Source organism: Deltaproteobacteria bacterium HGW-Deltaproteobacteria-2, assembly GCA_002840505.1.
GTDB lineage: Bacteria > Desulfobacterota > Syntrophia > Syntrophales > Smithellaceae > Smithella.
The window spans coordinates 424,499-441,891 of the sequence record PHBC01000002.1; the positions used below are offsets into that span (position 1 = coordinate 424,499).

Below are 17,393 nucleotides of genomic sequence, written 5' to 3' on the forward strand. Positions count from 1 at the left end.
GGATATTGGCTAAATGAAGGTTTTTCGTTCACACTTATTAATTTGCGGAGGCACAGGTTGTCAATCTTCCGGCAGTCTCGCCGTTAAAGAAGCTTTATTAGAAGAAATTGAAAAAAGAAAATTAGTAGAAGAAATAAAAGTCGTCGAAACCGGCTGTAACGGTTTCTGCGCCTTGGGCCCGATAATGGTAGCTTATCCAGAGGGTGTAATTTACGTTGAGTTAAAGCCGGCGGACATCCCGGAACTGGTTGAAGAGCATCTGATTAAGGGAAGAATAGTAAAAAGATTATTATACCACGAACCCGGCACAGATAAAATAATTCCCACTATGCAGGAAATTCCCTTCTTCGCTCTTCAGGAATTACGCGTATTGAAAAACCGTGGTCTTATTGATCCGGAAAGGATTGAAGAATATATCGCTCGCGATGGTTATGCCGGTATGGCTAAGGCACTTACAGAAATGACGCCCGAGCAAATCGTTAAAGAAATGCTCGATTCAGGTTTGCGCGGCCGGGGTGGAGCTGGATTCCCCACCGGTTTGAAATGGAAATTTGCCGCCCAGTCCAAAGGCGATGTAAAATATGTTTTATGTAACGCTGATGAAGGCGACCCGGGTGCGTTCATGGATCGAAGTGTCCTGGAAGCGGATCCGCACGCCGTCCTGGAAGGAATGGTCATTGCGGCCAAAGCCATCGGTTCTTCTCATGGTTACATTTACTGCCGCGCTGAATATCCCCTGGCAATTCATCGTTTAAATATCGCCATTGCCCAGGCTAAAGACGCCGGTTTGCTGGGTAAAAACATTTTAGGCACCGGTTTTAATTTTGATCTGGAAATTTATCAGGGTGCAGGCGCATTCGTCTGCGGTGAAGAAACAGCCCTGATGACCTCGATTGAAGGAAAAAGAGGCATGCCCCGTCCGAGACCACCCTTCCCTGCTGTGGCCGGTCTTTGGCAAAAACCCAGCATCCTGAATAACGTGGAAACTCTGGCCAATGTCGGACAGATCATGTTGAAAGGCGCAGCCTGGTACGCATCCATCGGAACAGAGAAGAGTAAGGGAACAAAAGTTTTCGCTCTTACCGGTGATGTTAACAACGTCGGCTTGGTTGAAGTTCCCATGGGAACTAAACTGGGTACTATCGTTCACGACATCGGCGGTGGCATCCCCAATGGCAAAAAATTTAAAGCAGCTCAACTGGGCGGTCCATCCGGCGGCTGTATTCCCATTCAGCACTTGAACGCTGCCGTTGATTACGAGAAAGTTGCCGAACTTGGCGCTATCATGGGTTCCGGCGGATTGATTGTTATGAATGAAGACAAGTGCGCCGTCGATATGGCCCGGTTCTTCATGGATTTCTGCCAGGATGAATCCTGCGGTAAATGCACGCCCTGCCGTGAGGGAACAAAACGCATGCTGGATATATTAACCAACATCACTCAGGGCAAAGGAAAAGAAGGAGACATCGAACTGCTGGAAGAAATGGCGGGAGTAATCAAAAACGCGGCTCTTTGCGGACTGGGGCAAACCGCTCCCAATCCCGTTTTGAGCACCATCCGTTATTTTCGCAAGGAATATGAGGAACACATCCGTGATCATCGCTGCCGTGCCGCTGTATGTTCGGCAATGTTTAAATCTCCCTGTCAGCACACTTGCCCGATTGAAATGGATATTCCTTCCTATGTCGCACTGGTTAGAGCGGAAAGATTTGACGACGCGTATAAAATACTTTTGCAGAGCAATCCCTTCCCCTCTGTCTGCGGAAGAGTCTGCGATCACAAATGTCAGAGCAAATGCCGCCGCGGCAATATGGATGAACCCATTGCCATTAAATTCCTGAAGCGTTTTATCACCGATAACGCACCGCGTCCGAAGATTGAAGCCGTACCTGTCACCCGCAAAGAAAAAATAGCCGTTGTCGGCGCCGGTCCCTCAGGATTGACTGCCGCGCGTGACCTGGCTCTTCGCGGTTACAAAGTGACCGTTTTCGAAGAATTACCCAAAGCCGGCGGTATGCTTTATTGGGGCATCCCCTCCTATCGTCTGCCGCGCAATATCCTCGATAAAGAAATTGACGATATTCGTAAATTGGGCGTGGAAATCAAGTTGAAAACTCGCGTTGGCAAAGATATTACTTTTGCCAAACTGCAAAAAGATTTCAATTATATCTATCTGGCCACCGGTGCCCACAAGAGTCAGAAGATGGGCGTGGATGGCGAAGATATGAAGAACGTTTATGGGGGCGTGGAATTTCTGCGCGATTTTAACGCCAATGAAGGCAAATGGCTGAAAGGCGAAAAAACTCTGGGCAAGAAAGTGGCCGTCATCGGCGGCGGTAATTCCGCCATCGACGCCGCCCGCATTGCCGCACGTCTTGGCGCGAACGTCACCATTCTTTATCGCCGGTTGAAGCAGGATATGCCCGCGGCCGAAGAAGAAATTAAAGCCGCCGAAGAAGAAGGAATCAAGATTGAATTTCTGGTCGCTCCTTTGAAAATCGAAGGAACAAAAGGAAAGGTCAGTTCTATCACCTGCCAGCGGATGAAACTGGGCGATTTCGATAACAGCGGCCGCAAGAGACCTGTCGCTGTTGCCGGTTCTGAATTCACTATGAGCGTGGACGCCGTCGTCGCCGCTATCGGTCAGGTTCCCGATATGAGTTTTGTCGATAAGAAATCCGGTATTGAGATCAACAAGTGGGATTGTTACAACGTCGGCAAAGGCTATCAGTCACGCACTGATAATCCCCGTTATTTCGCCGGCGGCGACGCCGTAACCGGTCCGGATACAGTCATTGCCGCTATCGGCGCCGGACATCAGGCTGCCGATGATATCGACGCGGCCATTCGCAAGGCCAATGGTGAACCCGCTTATGAAAAACCGGCTCTGGAAAAAATCGATGTTCCTTTAATCATCGACGAAGAGAGCATCGAAGCTCCTCAAATGGCAATGCCGGAAATGTCTGCATCCAGACGCAAAAAGACTTTCGAGGAAGTGGAGCTGGGATTCAAGAAAGCAGACGCCATTAAAGAAGCATGCCGCTGCCTGCGCTGCGACGCATCTGTTTGATTTATGACTGTACAACGATAAAATACTAAAGTTACTCACATCAAGAAAAAAGAGGTTTGTTCTTACGGGACAAACCTCTTTTTTTATAAAAGAAAAACAATTGTTACTTACGAATTCAAATAATACTTCGTATGATCATCAGACGTATCTCCCTATCAATTAACTGCTCTCGAATGCCCAGAGGCGAGCTACGGATAGATATATTAATGGGGCGGGATTATCCAGATGACTTGAAAAAATACAAACTGTTAATACACTGAAGTGCCCGCACGATTGATCTCCGGGAAATGCTCAACCGACGGCCTAAAGCACAGAAAGCTGGCGTTCCTTTAACCAATTATGGTGTTACAATATCTTTTCTGCGGGGCATAACCTCATGTAGTCTTTTCCCCTTCCCTTCCTCACTTTGGACCTTCGAAAATAAAATAAAAATTAAAGATTCAGAACTATTACCATTCATTACTTATGAAAATCAATTATTTATCTTCATAATAAAAAATCCTTGCTTTTTAATTTTTTTTAAGTAGAATTGGTCCAATGGTAGTACCAATATATAAATTATCCAGTTGAAGCAGAAACTCTCAGAATTAATCAACCTCTTAATAAATACTACTCATTACTTCTCGTGGTGCTACATAAATATTTTTGATTTTAAGTCATAGAATCTAATAAGGATCTCTTATGGAAAATGATTTAATCCCTGTTGAAAAAATTAAAGTACCGGAACAAATCGCCGAAATGCTGTTAAAATACATTTTACAAGGTGGTGTAAGTCCCGGCGATAAATTGCCTCCGGAAAGAACATTGGCAACACAACTCAATGTAACAAGAGCAACCTTGCGCGAAGCTCTCAAAAAACTTGAGCAATTAAAACTGATTGTTATCCATCAGGGCAAAGGAATTATTGTTGAGGATTTTCATAATGCCTCCATAGATCTGATATTTTCTTTACTGGTAATAGATGGTGAAATCGACTTTAAAATTCTGGAAAATATTTTTGAAGCCAGGGAACTTTTTGCAACCGATGTGGCAAGACTGGCGGCAAAAAGATCAGAGAAAAAAGATATTGAACAGATGAAAATACTGATGGAAGAGCTGGTCAATACAACTGATCCGATAAAAATACACCTTTTGGATTTCGAATTTTTCCGACAGATGGCACTGGCCAGTAAAAACATTGTCTATATACTTCTGATGAATACTATTAAAACAATTTATGACAAACATCTGGACCTATTCCTGCCGTCATCCACAAATCTAGATACATCTTTACAACAGGAAATATTGAAAGCTGTCATAAATGGAGATGAGGAAAAAGCGGCACAAAGCGCCAGAAAATTTCTACAAAGAGGGATGTCGTTACTTAAATCTCTCAATTCCACTTAAGAACGGTTGAATAGTCAGGAAACCAGCCCCATCTGGTTTTCAGCTTTAATAAGACTTTAGAAAAAAACATATTGCAAAGGAATAAAAAAATGCAAACAGCCAAGAATCTCACAGATTATCAGACCGAGTCGCAGGAAAAACTGAAAGTACTGAAAATACAGCGCACCTGTGTTCACGACGGACCCGGCATCCGCACAACGATTTTTTTTCAAGGGTGCGGATTGAGATGCGTCTGGTGTCAGAATCCGGAAGCGCTGACGTTCCGGCCCGAACTTGCTGACGCCGGCGACTACTCGATTTCCGGTATCGTCGAACTTGTTTCACGAGACAAGGAATATTATTACAAAACAGGCGGCGGTGTAACGCTATCCGGCGGTGATCCCCTTTTGCAGGACCCGGACAGCCTGATACCACTGTTGAAGGAATTGAGGAAAGAGAAGATCCATGTCGCCGTAGAGACTTCGCTGCACGTGCCTTGGGCTACTGTGGAGAAACTAGCACCCTACGTGGATCTGTTTCTCGCGGACTTGAAAGTTGTAGGCGATGAGGACCTTCACAAGAAACTTACCAAGCAGGATACAAAGCTGATCCTGGAAAACTTAAAGAAATTGCTTGCCCTTAACGCCAATATTAAATTCCGCATGGTTATCGTTCCGGGTTATAACGATGGCGAAGACCGCATCAAGGCAACAGCGGATTTCTTGAAGTCAGTGGGCCACAATTCCATCGAGTTACTTAAGTACCACAACATGTACGAAGAAAAAGCCAGACGTCTCAATTTAGTCACAGAACCTCTGAATATCACTAATGACCAGAGCCTCGACGCAGTCAAGAAAGCTGTCGAATCATTCAAGGCTCAGGGTATCAAGGCTGAGTGCTATGATCTGGATGCCAAGAGGCATAAGGCTGTTTTTACGAAGCGCGTCTCTGACATCCATGAAGCTATCAGGAAAAGCGGCAGAGCCCTGTGCTTTGAAGTTTCCAGGCTAAAGACGGATTACTACAAAAAAAACGGTTTTAAAAAACCTAATCCCATTCACAGAGCGGAACGTCTGGACTATGTATTGAAGAATAAGAGTGTTATCATCTACCCTCAAGAACTTCTCGTCGGTAATTTCACGGCCAAGAGATGTGCCGGCCAAATATGGGAAGAACACTACGGCGCTCTTTTCGCTTCAATTCTCCATCAAATCCATCGCCAAAAACCTGTTGCGTTCCAATGCACATGGAAGGAAAGGATTAACTTCTTTTATAGAACTCTTCCATTCTGGCTGGGGCACTGCCTCCTCTTGAAGACCGCTAATTCGATTCCCAAGTTCATGATGACCATTGCCCGTGCCTCGGAAAATGCGTACGGATTCAATAACAACATGGCCGCCATTGCGCATTTCACAATGAACTATGACCGCATTCTGGCCCTGGGCACAACAGGGATCATTAAAGAAATTGAGGCCGCCCGGAAAGGAAAACCTCAAAGCAGTCAAGCCTTCTACGATGGCGCGATTATCACTTTAAAAGCATTGGAAGCTTTCGCCGAACGTTATGCCGACGAACTCACGCGCCTGGCCAAAGAAGAAAAGGACCCGCAGCGCCGCAAGGAGCTGGAGAAGATGGCCGCCATCTGCGCTTATGTGCCTAAAAATCCTGCCCGCACTTACCATGAAGCACTCCAGAGCATGCTGTTCTTCCAGATCGCCGTCTGCACCGAGTCCTACGAAAACGCCATCTCTCACGGCCGCCTCGATCAGGTGGTCTACCCCTACTACAAGAGAGATAAGGAAGCCGGCATCATCGATTACGATAAGGCGAAAGAACTGCTGGCCCTCTTCATCCTCAAGATGGACGAAGTCATCCTCGTCAATGACGGCGACACCTACCTCCGTATCGGCAGGCTCTTCGAGACCATGTCCGTAGACCAGGCGATTACGGCCGGCGGTCTCGGTCGGGACGGCAAGGACGCCACTAACGACTGTACGTACATGTTGCTCGATATCTGCGAACTTCAGCCTTACGCGTGTAATATGACAGCAAGGATTCATAAGGACAGCCCTCAGGAATACCTGGACAGGCTGGCCGAGGTATACATCAATGGCGCTCCCATGCCGGCCCTGTACAACGATGAAGTCTATCTCCCGAGCCTGGCCAAGCATTATCCCGACATCCCCGCGGAACATGCGAGAAATTACGCCGTTATCGGATGCGTCGAGCCGAACGTCAACGATGACCATTTTGGCAACACCGACTGCGCCAACGTAAACGTGGCCATGCCTTTCCTGCAGGCCTTGAAGGGCGACGAAAGGGATCTGTGGAACGTCGGCCTCGCCGATCAGATGGAAAAGATGACTACAAAGTTCTTCGAGTACAACTGCCGGAGGGACAACAAACCTTCCAAGTATATCCTCGCGAAATACATGGGCGCCCGCAATAGATTCAAGAAGAAGAGAACTCCCGCACCGAAACCGCCCAAGAGCATGGAAGAACTGCTCGCGCGTTTCCAGACGCGTCTGAATTTCATCACCAACTCGATCCTTGCCGACCACCAGGATATCGAGAAGGTAATTGCCGAACACTTCACGACACCTCTTTCCTCGACGCTCTTTCCGAATTGCATCGACAGTGGAAAGGATCTGTGCCAGGGCGGTGCCAAAGTGAACAGCAGTGGCATTCAGGCGGTAGGAATAACGGATGTAGCGGATTCTCTGTTCGCCATTGACGAGGTAGTATTCAAAAAGAAATTATATTCCGTCACCGACGTCATTAATGCTATCGATAACAACTTCGAAAGTGAACGCAACCAGGAGATCAGAAAGGCCCTGCTTGCTGTTCCGAAGTTCGGCCACGACGGCTCGAAAGATGCTTCTGCCTGGGTCAACAAGACTCTGGATATATGGTGTAAGGCGCTGAAGTCGGTGAAGAACTGCCCCCGTAACGGCATTTATACCGCCGGCTACTACGCCCTGAATGTCAACGATCTTTACGGGCATAAGACGCCAGCCCTGCCTTCGGGGAGACTGGCCGGCGTATCGCTTGCCAACAGCGTCACCCCTCATTACGGAATGGAGACGAACGATTTATTGTCATCGCTCAACTCCGTTGCTGAGGCCGATTTTGTAAACTATGCTCCCAACGGCACCACGGTGACGTTCACCGTCGATTCGGCTTTATTCCAGGGAGCGGAAGGAGTCAAGAACCTTGCCGGCATCTTCAGCACCTTCTTCAAGAAAGGCGGAATGCAATTCCAGCCCAACGTCATCGACAGACAGATACTATTGGACGCGTACGATCATCCGGAAAAGTATCCGCACCTGCTGGTTCGCGTTGCCGGCTATTGCTCGTACTTTAATGATCTTTCTGATGACTTGAAAAAGATTATTATTAACAGAACTTGTTATTCTTAGAAACTGGGGCGGGATTAAATAATGGTTATTTAAGATGGAACGGAAAAAAATTTAAAGGAGGATTTATGAAGAAATCGTTATTATTTTCCATCATTTTAATTTTAATTGCAGCATTGGCCTATGGAGCAGAGCCACAGAAAGTAAATTTCAATATCGATAAAGCGAAGCTGGAGTCGGGTACTCTTCAGGTCTTTGAGGAAAATTATGTAGTAGAAGGCAAGGGACAGAAAAAGCGCGCTGTCGGGATCATTCTGATCAATGCACCACCTGCAAAGGTTTGGGATGTTCTTGAAAATTGGGATGTTATGGGAGAATTTGTTCCCGGTCTCTCATATTATAAGACAGTTCATGTTATAAAACCCATCGGGAAAGATGATATTGGAGAAACTCTTATTGAAGGAAAACTTAGTTTCCCTCCTATCAGGTATACCCTCGATGTCAAGTTTGATAAAGCCAATTTAAGGCAGGACTGGCGTATGGTAACGGAAAAAGAAATTGCATCTTACAATGCTAAACAAGAAGTTTTGAAAAGTAATAGTTCAATGATCAAAAGTATAGAAGGATATGAATATCTTGAACCCTATAACAACGGTTCACAAACAGTTTATACATACGCGCCTATTATTGAAACTTTCGGTGCCGTACCCAATTTTGTCGATAGGGCATTAACAAAAAATACGCTGTCCGGATATGTCAAATCCGTGAAGAAGCGTGTAGAAACCGGTAAATAACAGAAGACGTTGTTGTTGTAAACCAATTACAAATTATTCTGTTAAACATTTTGAAAGCCATAGTTGGTAACGGAAACGCTTTATCTCCTGGCGTATCCGTTACTAACTTTATTGGCATAGAAGATCTCATTGTTTCATAATTAATACTTAATGGGCAAAATACTTCTTGCCAGACCAACTCACTCTTCACCTTGAAAAAATATTTGTTGAATTACACGGTTTTCCATATACATAAAACCGGCGAGAAATTAATTCAAAACATGCTCAATGGAACTTTGAAAACAATACGCGCAAAAATGGTTTGCGACAGACTCCAGAAAATTGAGGAAGACGAAAGAGATGTCTATATCTGATAAATTTGAAAAACTTCTGATCAAAGCCGAGACCGGTGAGAATTTAACCCGCGAGGATATTGTTAATCTTCTCAAACTACCCGGTGATTATTCGCCTGCCTTGTTCGCCGCAGCCAACCGCGTTCGTAAAAAAAATGTTGGCGATGAGATATTCTTGCGCGGCATCATCGAATTTTCCAACTACTGTGAACGTAACTGCCTTTACTGCGGTTTGCGTAATAGCAATGAGAAACTCAGCCGTTACCGCATGACCGATGATGAAATAATAAATACGGCGCAAGAAATTAAAAAATCGCGCGTATCTACGGTAGTTCTGCAATCAGGAGAAGATTCTTTTTATTCCGCTGACAGGATTTGTCGTTTGATTGAACAAATAAAAAATGAAACAGGGCTTATTATCACATTATCCATTGGTGAAAGAAGCGCTGCTGATTTTCATTTATTTCTGCAATCAGGCGTAAGCCGTTATCTACTCAAACAAGAAACTGTAGCGCCGGAACTTTACAAATATCTGCGTCCAGGATGCCAACTTGATCAACGAATACAATGCCTGCGCTCCCTCCAACTTCTGGGCTTTGAAACAGGAACAGGAAGCATAGTGGGCCTGCCGGGACAAACACTGGAAATCCTGGCGGATGATTTGTTTTTTATGAAACAACTTGATGCTGACATGCTGGGTATCGGACCTTTTATCGCTCATCCTGATACGCCTTTTGCCGGCATTGAAAATGATGATATCGAACTCACCCTGCGTGTTCTGGCCATTGCGCGATTGCTTACCCGCGATACCAATATTCCCGCGACAACCGCTCTGGGCACGCTTCATCCGCAGGGACAGCTCCTGGCTCTTCAGGCCGGAGCCAACGTTGTTATGCCTGATTTTACGCCGGAAATTTACAAAATGCGCTACGACCTTTATTCCGGCAAATCAGATGTTGGTTCGGCAGAAGAAATAATCAGCAGGCTGGAAAAAGATTCTCAGTCTATCGGCAGAACACTTTCATATTCACCGGGGCATCGTACCAAAAAATAATTATTCATCGTTCATACCCTTTCGCCTTAAATGATAACACGGCCAATAAAGTTAGCCAAAGAAAGCGAATCGGTATCAGATATAATTATAGTGAACTTATGGCTATCAAATCCTGGACATGAACATGTCTTTTTTCGTCTATGGATAAACCTTCGTCGATCAGCTCCAGCACCAGCGATTTTTCTTCCGGGAATTTATACCCTTCGTAATCCTGACGAAAGAGAAGTCCGCTTTGCCGGTTGGCCCATACATTCATGCTATGATCAAAACACACACTCGATGTAACATTCAAATTATTAATCATCACACGTAGCTCCTCCAGCCGCTCGTGTGGCGAAGAGATGTGCATCCTGCCCTGCTCATAATCATCAAATATCGGCGTACCGCAACGCGGCACAAAAGGACGTGATCTAATATAGTGCGGGTTGATTTCGTTTAAGACACGTGCTGTATTTTCCGCATTTTGCCGCCAGCGTTCTCTCCCTCCTATATCAGGCATCCAATATTCGGAAAGCTGGAAACCAGCCGCCATCGCTTTTTTACCTCCTTCGATCTGTTCAGCACTGGTTACGCCTTTGCGGATAATTCTCAGTACCTCATCATCCCCTGTTTCCAATCCTACATGAATGCGATCAAGACCCGACTCGCGAATAGCTTTTAAATCTTCAAGCTTTCTCTGCGACAGCGTTTTCGAACGGGTATATGAAGTCACTCTGGTCAGGGTGGGAAGAGTCTTTCGCAAATGCTTCAGCACTTCGATAAGTTCCAAAGGTCTCATAATCATGCTGTCGGCATCCTGAAGAAAAGCCGTTTTACCTCCATAATAAAGCCAGCTGAATACAGTAGAAAAACAATGATTCTCGTTAAGATACGGATTGACGCTCAAGAGTGCTTGCAGAACATCTCTGTTAATCCGACCTTCCTGCCCAACCTTTCTTGCGACTTCCTGTATCTCATCAATGATAATCCTTACTGTATTGATATCGGTTTTAATATCCTCAACCGAACGATAAACAAAGGAATGATCCTTGTACATTTCGCAAAATGTGCATTTATTCCAGGGACAATTTTCAGTAACCCTCAATAAAAGCGACCCACTTCCCCCTTCGCTGGGTGGACGATAAACACCCACGGCAAAAGATAATTTGCTGATTTTTTCAACGTTATTTCTATAAGCGCCATTTCCCGATATCAAAGCCACATTTACTCCTTTTTTAGATAAACCTGTAAAATAATATAACACTATTTAACCATTTGACAACATAAGTTATCGAAGTTATTTATGACTTACGGTCAATTAAAATAATCGAAGAATAATAAACATTTATGTTTGACAAAATAAAATATTGAGGCTATAAGCAGTTTCAAATTGCTGACTAATTCGTTTAAATACCATGCAAAAACTTATGAATATGAATCTGTGTGGTAAAAATGGAAGCATCTAAAATAAATCAGAAGTTTTGATAAATTTTAAATTAAGAGAGGAATGAAATTTATGGCAAATGAAAATTTAGAAAGCAAGAGGTGGTTAATTGCCGGCGCAGCTGTTATCATTCAGCTTTGTCTCGGCACTGTGTACGCATGGTCTGTTTTTAAAATGCCTTTAATGAAAATGCACGGCTGGGATGGAAAAACAGTCCAATACACTTTCATGATTCTTATGGGTATTCTTGGATTGGCTGCTGCTTTCGGCGGCACTCTGGTTGATAAAAAAGGACCCCGTTTCGTCGCCACGATTGGTGGTATCCTTTTTGGTATCGGTACATTAGTAGCCGGTTACGCTGATCAGATTGGAAGCATCACTCTTCTTTATCTTGGTTTCGGCGTAATTTGCGCATTGGGCAATGGTTTTGGCTACGTTACACCGATTGCCACCCTGATTCGCTGGTTCCCGGATAAAAGAGGTCTGGTAACCGGTTTGGCCGTTATGGGTTTCGGCGCCGGCGCTTTCTTCATGGGCAAAATCGCTCCAGTCATGATAAAGGCCTTCCAGCAGATTGACCCCACCGGAAAAATTATCTCCTCCGGTGTATCCACAACCTGGTACATCTGGGGTGTGATATTCCTTGTTCTTGTAACAGGTTCCGCACAGTTATTCAAAAATCCTCCCAAAGGTTGGCTGCCTGCCGGTTTCAAACCCGCCGCTACAACTGTTTCCGCGGCTGATTCTTTCACTTTAGGCGAAGCCGTAAAGACTCCCCAATGGTGGATGCTCTGGTCTATGCTGTGCCTTAACGTATCCGCCGGTCTTGGTCTGATTTCCCAGCATTCCCCGCTGGCTCAGGATATTTACAAGAAAACAATGGGCTTAACCGGTGATTTGACTCCGGAACAAGTAGCTATAGTAGCAGCTGCCGGTGGAGCTGTTGTTGCCTACGCCGCAATATTTAATGGTCTGGGAAGACTTTTCTGGGCAAAAATTTCCGATAATATCGGCCGTAAAATGGTATTCTTAATTATGTTTGCCACTCAGGCTGTTTTGTACGTGCTGGTTGCCAAAGGATTCATCGCAACCTATTGGCCTTTCATTTTTGCTTCCTGTTATCTACTGGCCTGTTACGGCGGTGGCTTCGCTACCATGCCTGCTTTTGCCGCGGATTCATTCGGTCCGGCAAATATTGGCAAGGTATACGGTTTCATGCTGACCGCATGGAGCGTCGCCGGTATTGTCGGCCCCTTTGCATTTGAAGCATTCAAACCTCAGGCGCTGATGATTGCCGCCGGTCTTTTAACCATCGGCTTCTGCATTACGCTGGTTTACAAAGCGCCAAAAGGTAAAAAAAGCTAAGTAAAATATTTTTTGCTTATCCAAAAATAAAAGCCCCTTCAACTTAAAAAACTGAAGGGGCTTTTTAATTACCGGCTTCGTAATTTATAATTTATGTTATTATTAACTTTATTGACATTCAATTTTTTTTCTCTTATAATTTACATAACTAAAGCAACCATTTACAATTTCGATTTAATAACAGCAATGAAAGGACATGAATTTTCGCATTAAATAAACCTCTTTAATAAAGGGCGTAACTTCCCGTTAGGGGAGACAACATTAAGAAGTGTTCTCTTTTCATAAGTCGTAAGTTTCCAGGAATTAGCAGAGCTGAAGCGAATATTTAAGAGGAAACATGAAGAAAAAGAAACGCCTTTTACAGTATGGTTTTCAAATTGTTCCCGTACTTTTAATATTAATTCACGCTCCTTGTCTCTACGCGGATCATGACACTTCTTTACGCACTGATCTTAATTTCTCTTATACATTCAATGATAAATTCAAATCAGTATCCTACGTGTTCCTTCAAGCCGATAAAGATATCTCCAATTTAGACTACCTGGAATGGGGACTTGGTCTTCAGTATCAGACTTCCCTAAAATGGCTTTCTTTTCTTGTTTGCTATCAGCATGGATATTCAAAGTTTGAACCGCAGAACTGGTCGCTTGAACAGAGACCCAGCATAAATATGAACACATCTACTACCATCTTTCATTTCAAAATATCTAATCAGATCCGCTATGAGTACCGATTTACACCGGATTGGAATGATTACAGAATAAAAAATACACTGGAATTTTCCAGACCTGATATGTTTCTTCAACCATATATCGGTTGGGAGTTGTATTACGAAAACCGCGATAAGGCTGTTATGCTCAACAGAATAAAATTCGGAGTAATCAAAAATATCAGCAATAATGTTTCTTTTGGACCCTATTATCGGATTGATTTCTCAAACATTGACTACCAATGGGAATGGACCCGACAGCTCATTGGAATACAGCTTTCACTAAAATACTAACGAAAGGATAATATGATTTCACATGGAATAAGCAAAAACAGTATGAGCAAGCTCACTTTTGCCAGTCAATTTTTACGATGGTTTATCATCATATTTTTCATTGTATGTTCTGGTATTCCATTTGCACAGGCTGATGATCAGATCGTTAGAGTAGGCGTTTATGAAAATGCGCCGAAGATTTTCACGGCCGAAAACGGCCGACCATCGGGAATCTTTATTGATATTATTGAATTTATCGCAAAGCCCGAAGGGTGGAAATTAGAATATGTAGCAGGCACATGGACAGAAGGATTGGATCGCCTGGCAAAAGGGGAAATAGATCTCATGCCGGATGTGGCCTATACGGCGGAGCGGGAAAAAATATATTCCTTTCACAAAGTGCCGATACTGTCCTCCTGGTATCTGGTATACGCTCCTAAGGGAAACAATATCCATTCCATATTTGATCTGAAAGAAAAGCGACTTCTCGTCCTGGAACGTTCAGTTCAGGAGGCAGCATTTGCCCGGCTTAGCAAAGGCTTCGGCTTGAATGTCACTCTCGTTTCGGTGCCTGATTACAAAACTATGTTTGAAAAAGTCTCCAAGGGTGAAGCGGACGCTGCCATAACGAATCGTTTTTACGGGATGTTGCATGCCAAGAGATTCGGGCTTGAGGATACGGCGGTTGTTTTCGAACCTTCCGACCTCTTTTTCGCAGCACCAAAGAACGATCCCAAACACTTGCTGGATTCCATTGACAAACATATTTCAACTGTGAAAAAAGACCCTCAATCTATTTATTATCTCTCACTGAAACGATGGACTTCCGAAGAGGTTAGATTTAAACTGCCCGTATGGATAAAAATCCTTGGTCTTGTTATCGGCATTGTCCTGTTCATGAGCCTGATTGGAAGTATTGTTTTAAAGCGCCAGGTGAATGCTCGTACCCATGAACTTCAACAGATCAATAAGGAAATGGAACAGCGGATAATCGAACGTACAGCTCAACTGGCCGAGGCCATGGAAAAAGCCCAGGCAGCCGACCGGATCAAATCTGCCTTTCTTGCCGCCATGTCTCACGAACTTCGTACACCGCTCAACTCGATAATCGGGTTCACGGGAATGGTTCTACAGGGTCTCGCCGGCCCTCTCAACGAAGAACAAAAGAAACAATTGGGAATGGTGCGCGGGAGTGCCCGCCATCTGCTTGACCTCATCAATGATGTCCTCGATATTTCCAAGATAGAAGCAGGGCAACTTACAATAACATCGGAAACCTTTGATTTGAGAAAATCAATCGACAAGGCTTTACAAATTGTTTCGCCCCTCGCCGAGAAAAAAAATCTTCGCCTCTATTCCAGAATTGGAGATAATATATCCGAAATACGCGGAGATCAGCGAAGAGTGGAACAGATAATCATCAATCTACTCAATAATGCAGTAAAGTTTACCGACCGTGGAGAAATCAAGCTTGATTGTCATGCAGACGACAAAGCGATTACGTTGTCCGTGACAGATACCGGTATCGGCATTAAACCGGAAAATCTTAATATTATTTTTGACGCTTTTCGTCAGGTGGATTGCGGTATCACAAGGGTGCAGGAAGGAACTGGTTTGGGACTTAATATAACTAAAAAACTTGTGGAAATGATGGGCGGTTCCATCCATGTGGCAAGCAAGCTAGAAGAAGGCTCTGCATTTACAGTTACATTGCCTAAAATATAAGGAGCAATAAAATGAATCCCATAGTTCTTGTAATTGAAGACAACGAACAAAATCTCTACCTAATGCGGTTTCTTCTGGAAAAAAACGGCTTCACCGTAGTGGAGGCAACAGATGGATTAAAAGGTGTGGAAATGGCAAAAGAAACGAAACCTAATCTTATTCTCCTCGACATCCAGCTTCCCAGGATGGATGGGTATACCGTGGCACGGGAGATAAGGAAAAATGATGAACTCTCCGATACACCAATCGTTGCTGTTACCTCTTATGCCATGGTGGGCGACAGGGAACGGGTTCTCGCTGCCGGAGCAGACGGCTACATTGAAAAACCGATCGACCCTGAAAAATTTATTGACCAAATAAAAAAACATGTTCATTTTGACTGATCTCAATAGCATATTTTTATACAAGGAGTCATTATGAAAAAATTTCTCGTTGTTGATGATGAAGAACAGAATATTTCTTATCTGGAAACACTTTTTAAAGCTCACGGTTTCCAAGTAATGACTGCCCGCAACGGCGTCAAAGCGCTGGAAGCGGCGCGAGAAGATCCTCCTCATATAATCATCAGCGATATTCTCATGCCTGTCATGGACGGCTTTATGCTTTGCAAAGAATGGAAAAATGATGGCCATTTAAAGAATATTCCCTTTATTTTTTACACGGCAACTTATACCGACCCCAAAGACGAAAAACTGGCCATGGAAATGGGAGCTGATCTGTTTGTCGTAAAACCTCAAGAACCGGATATTTTATTGAACCTTGTACAAAAGCTTATGGCACAGTTTAAATCAAAGATAACAGAATCAACATCTGAAATCGAACTTTCCGAAGAAGCATTTTTACAAGAGCACAATGAAGCGTTGTTTAGAAAACTAGAAAAGAAAATACGTCAACTGGAAGAAGCAAATCAAACAATTCAAGAAAGTGAAATAAAGTATCGTTCTATTTTTGAAAATTCCATATCAGGCATTTATCGAACAACGAAAGAGGGACGGCTACTTTCTTTAAATTCTGCTTTTTACCGTATGCTCGGATACAATTCCCAGGAGGAACTGAGATCGCTTGTCACCGATATTGGCATACAAATGTATGTAATTCCTGAAGATCGCACTCGCCTCCTGGAATTGCTCGAAAAGAACAACTCTGTTGAGGGCTTTGAAACCAGATTCTACAAAAAAGACCATAGTATAATATGGGTCAATGCCGGGGTTTGGACCATCCGTGACGCTAACAATAATATTCTTTATTATGAAGGAATAGCCGAAGATATTACTGACCGGGTGCAGAGAGAGCAAGAGCTGAAAACAAGCGCGGAAAAATTAAAATTTGCGATGATGGGAACAATTCATGTTGTGGCCACAATTGTTGAACAGCGAGACCCTTATACAGCAGGTCATCAGCGAAGAGTGTCTGAAATCGCTGCCGCAATAGCTGAGGAAATGGGATTGCCTTCCGAACAGATTGAAGGTATTAAAATTGCCGGGTTAATCCACGATGTAGGTAAAATTGCTATTCCCACTGAAATATTGGTCAAACCGGGGAAACTGACACCAACGGAAAGGCTTCTCGTTGAATATCATGCCGAAGCCGGCTATAATATCTTGAAAGATGTTGAGTTCCCCTGGCCCATTTTAGATTCTATTCATCAGCATCACGAACGGATGAACGGTTCCGGATACCCTTCAGGTTTGTTGAATGAAAACATTACTTTTGAAGCGCGTATCCTTGCTATTGCCGATGTCGTTGAAGCCATGGCATCTCATCGCCCCTACCGGCCGGCATTTGAAATTGATATTGCATTAAAGGAAATTGAAAATAATAAAGGTGTACTCTATGATGAGAAAGCAGTAAACGCATGTTTAAATTTGTTTCGCACAAAGAACTATAAAATCGTTTAAGTCTCAAAGAGGAAGTTCCGCCAAAAAAG

Annotated in this window: 11 protein-coding genes; 10 read left to right on the forward strand and 1 reads right to left on the reverse strand. The window is 44.0% G+C overall.

Annotated elements, in window-relative coordinates; all coding sequences use genetic code 11:
• The first annotated feature begins 13 nt into the window (after positions 1–13).
• From CVU62_06300 to CVU62_06320, 5 genes are all read left to right on the forward strand, one after another.
• Entirely contained in the window at positions 14–3,070 is a 3,057-nt protein-coding gene (locus CVU62_06300) for an NADH-quinone oxidoreductase subunit NuoF (GenBank protein ID PKN38447.1), read from the forward strand.
• Positions 3,071–3,751: 681 nt separating this feature from the next.
• Positions 3,752–4,456: a hypothetical protein gene (locus tag CVU62_06305; protein ID PKN38448.1), complete on the forward strand. Its 705-nt coding sequence runs from the start codon at positions 3,752–3,754 to the stop codon at positions 4,454–4,456.
• Positions 4,457–4,545: 89 nt separating this feature from the next.
• The gene (locus CVU62_06310) at positions 4,546–7,854 is read left to right on the forward strand and encodes a hypothetical protein (GenBank protein ID PKN38449.1); all 3,309 of its coding nucleotides are present in this window, start codon (positions 4,546–4,548) and stop codon (positions 7,852–7,854) included.
• A gap of 65 nt (positions 7,855–7,919) precedes the next feature.
• On the forward strand, positions 7,920–8,585 hold the full coding sequence (locus CVU62_06315) for a hypothetical protein (protein PKN38450.1): 666 nt from the start codon (positions 7,920–7,922) through the stop codon (positions 8,583–8,585).
• A 339-nt stretch (positions 8,586–8,924) separates the two neighbouring features.
• Entirely contained in the window at positions 8,925–9,971 is a 1,047-nt protein-coding gene (locus CVU62_06320; GenBank protein ID PKN38451.1) for a [FeFe] hydrogenase H-cluster radical SAM maturase HydE, read from the forward strand.
• A gap of 85 nt (positions 9,972–10,056) precedes the next feature.
• Here CVU62_06320 and CVU62_06325 read toward each other — a convergent pair whose 3' ends face one another.
• Entirely contained in the window at positions 10,057–11,124 is a 1,068-nt protein-coding gene (locus CVU62_06325) for a radical SAM protein (GenBank protein ID PKN38589.1), read from the reverse strand.
• A gap of 342 nt (positions 11,125–11,466) precedes the next feature.
• On the opposite strand from CVU62_06325, the gene CVU62_06330 reads away from it, so the two are divergent.
• The 5 genes from CVU62_06330 to CVU62_06350 all read left to right on the forward strand — a co-directional run bounded on the left by CVU62_06330 (position 11,467) and on the right by CVU62_06350 (position 17,364).
• The gene (locus CVU62_06330; GenBank protein PKN38590.1) at positions 11,467–12,759 is read left to right on the forward strand and encodes an oxalate:formate antiporter; all 1,293 of its coding nucleotides are present in this window, start codon (positions 11,467–11,469) and stop codon (positions 12,757–12,759) included.
• Between the two features lie 337 nt (positions 12,760–13,096).
• A complete protein-coding gene (locus tag CVU62_06335; GenBank protein ID PKN38452.1) occupies positions 13,097–13,762 on the forward strand; it encodes a hypothetical protein in 666 nt (221 codons plus the stop codon).
• Positions 13,763–13,774: 12 nt separating this feature from the next.
• The gene (locus CVU62_06340) at positions 13,775–15,466 is read left to right on the forward strand and encodes a sensor histidine kinase (protein ID PKN38453.1); all 1,692 of its coding nucleotides are present in this window, start codon (positions 13,775–13,777) and stop codon (positions 15,464–15,466) included.
• A gap of 11 nt (positions 15,467–15,477) precedes the next feature.
• Complete coding sequence (locus CVU62_06345; protein ID PKN38454.1) at positions 15,478–15,849, forward strand: response regulator; 372 nt, start codon at positions 15,478–15,480, stop codon at positions 15,847–15,849.
• Between the two features lie 33 nt (positions 15,850–15,882).
• A complete protein-coding gene (locus CVU62_06350; protein ID PKN38455.1) occupies positions 15,883–17,364 on the forward strand; it encodes a hypothetical protein in 1,482 nt (493 codons plus the stop codon).
• Positions 17,365–17,393: the final 29 nt, after the last annotated feature.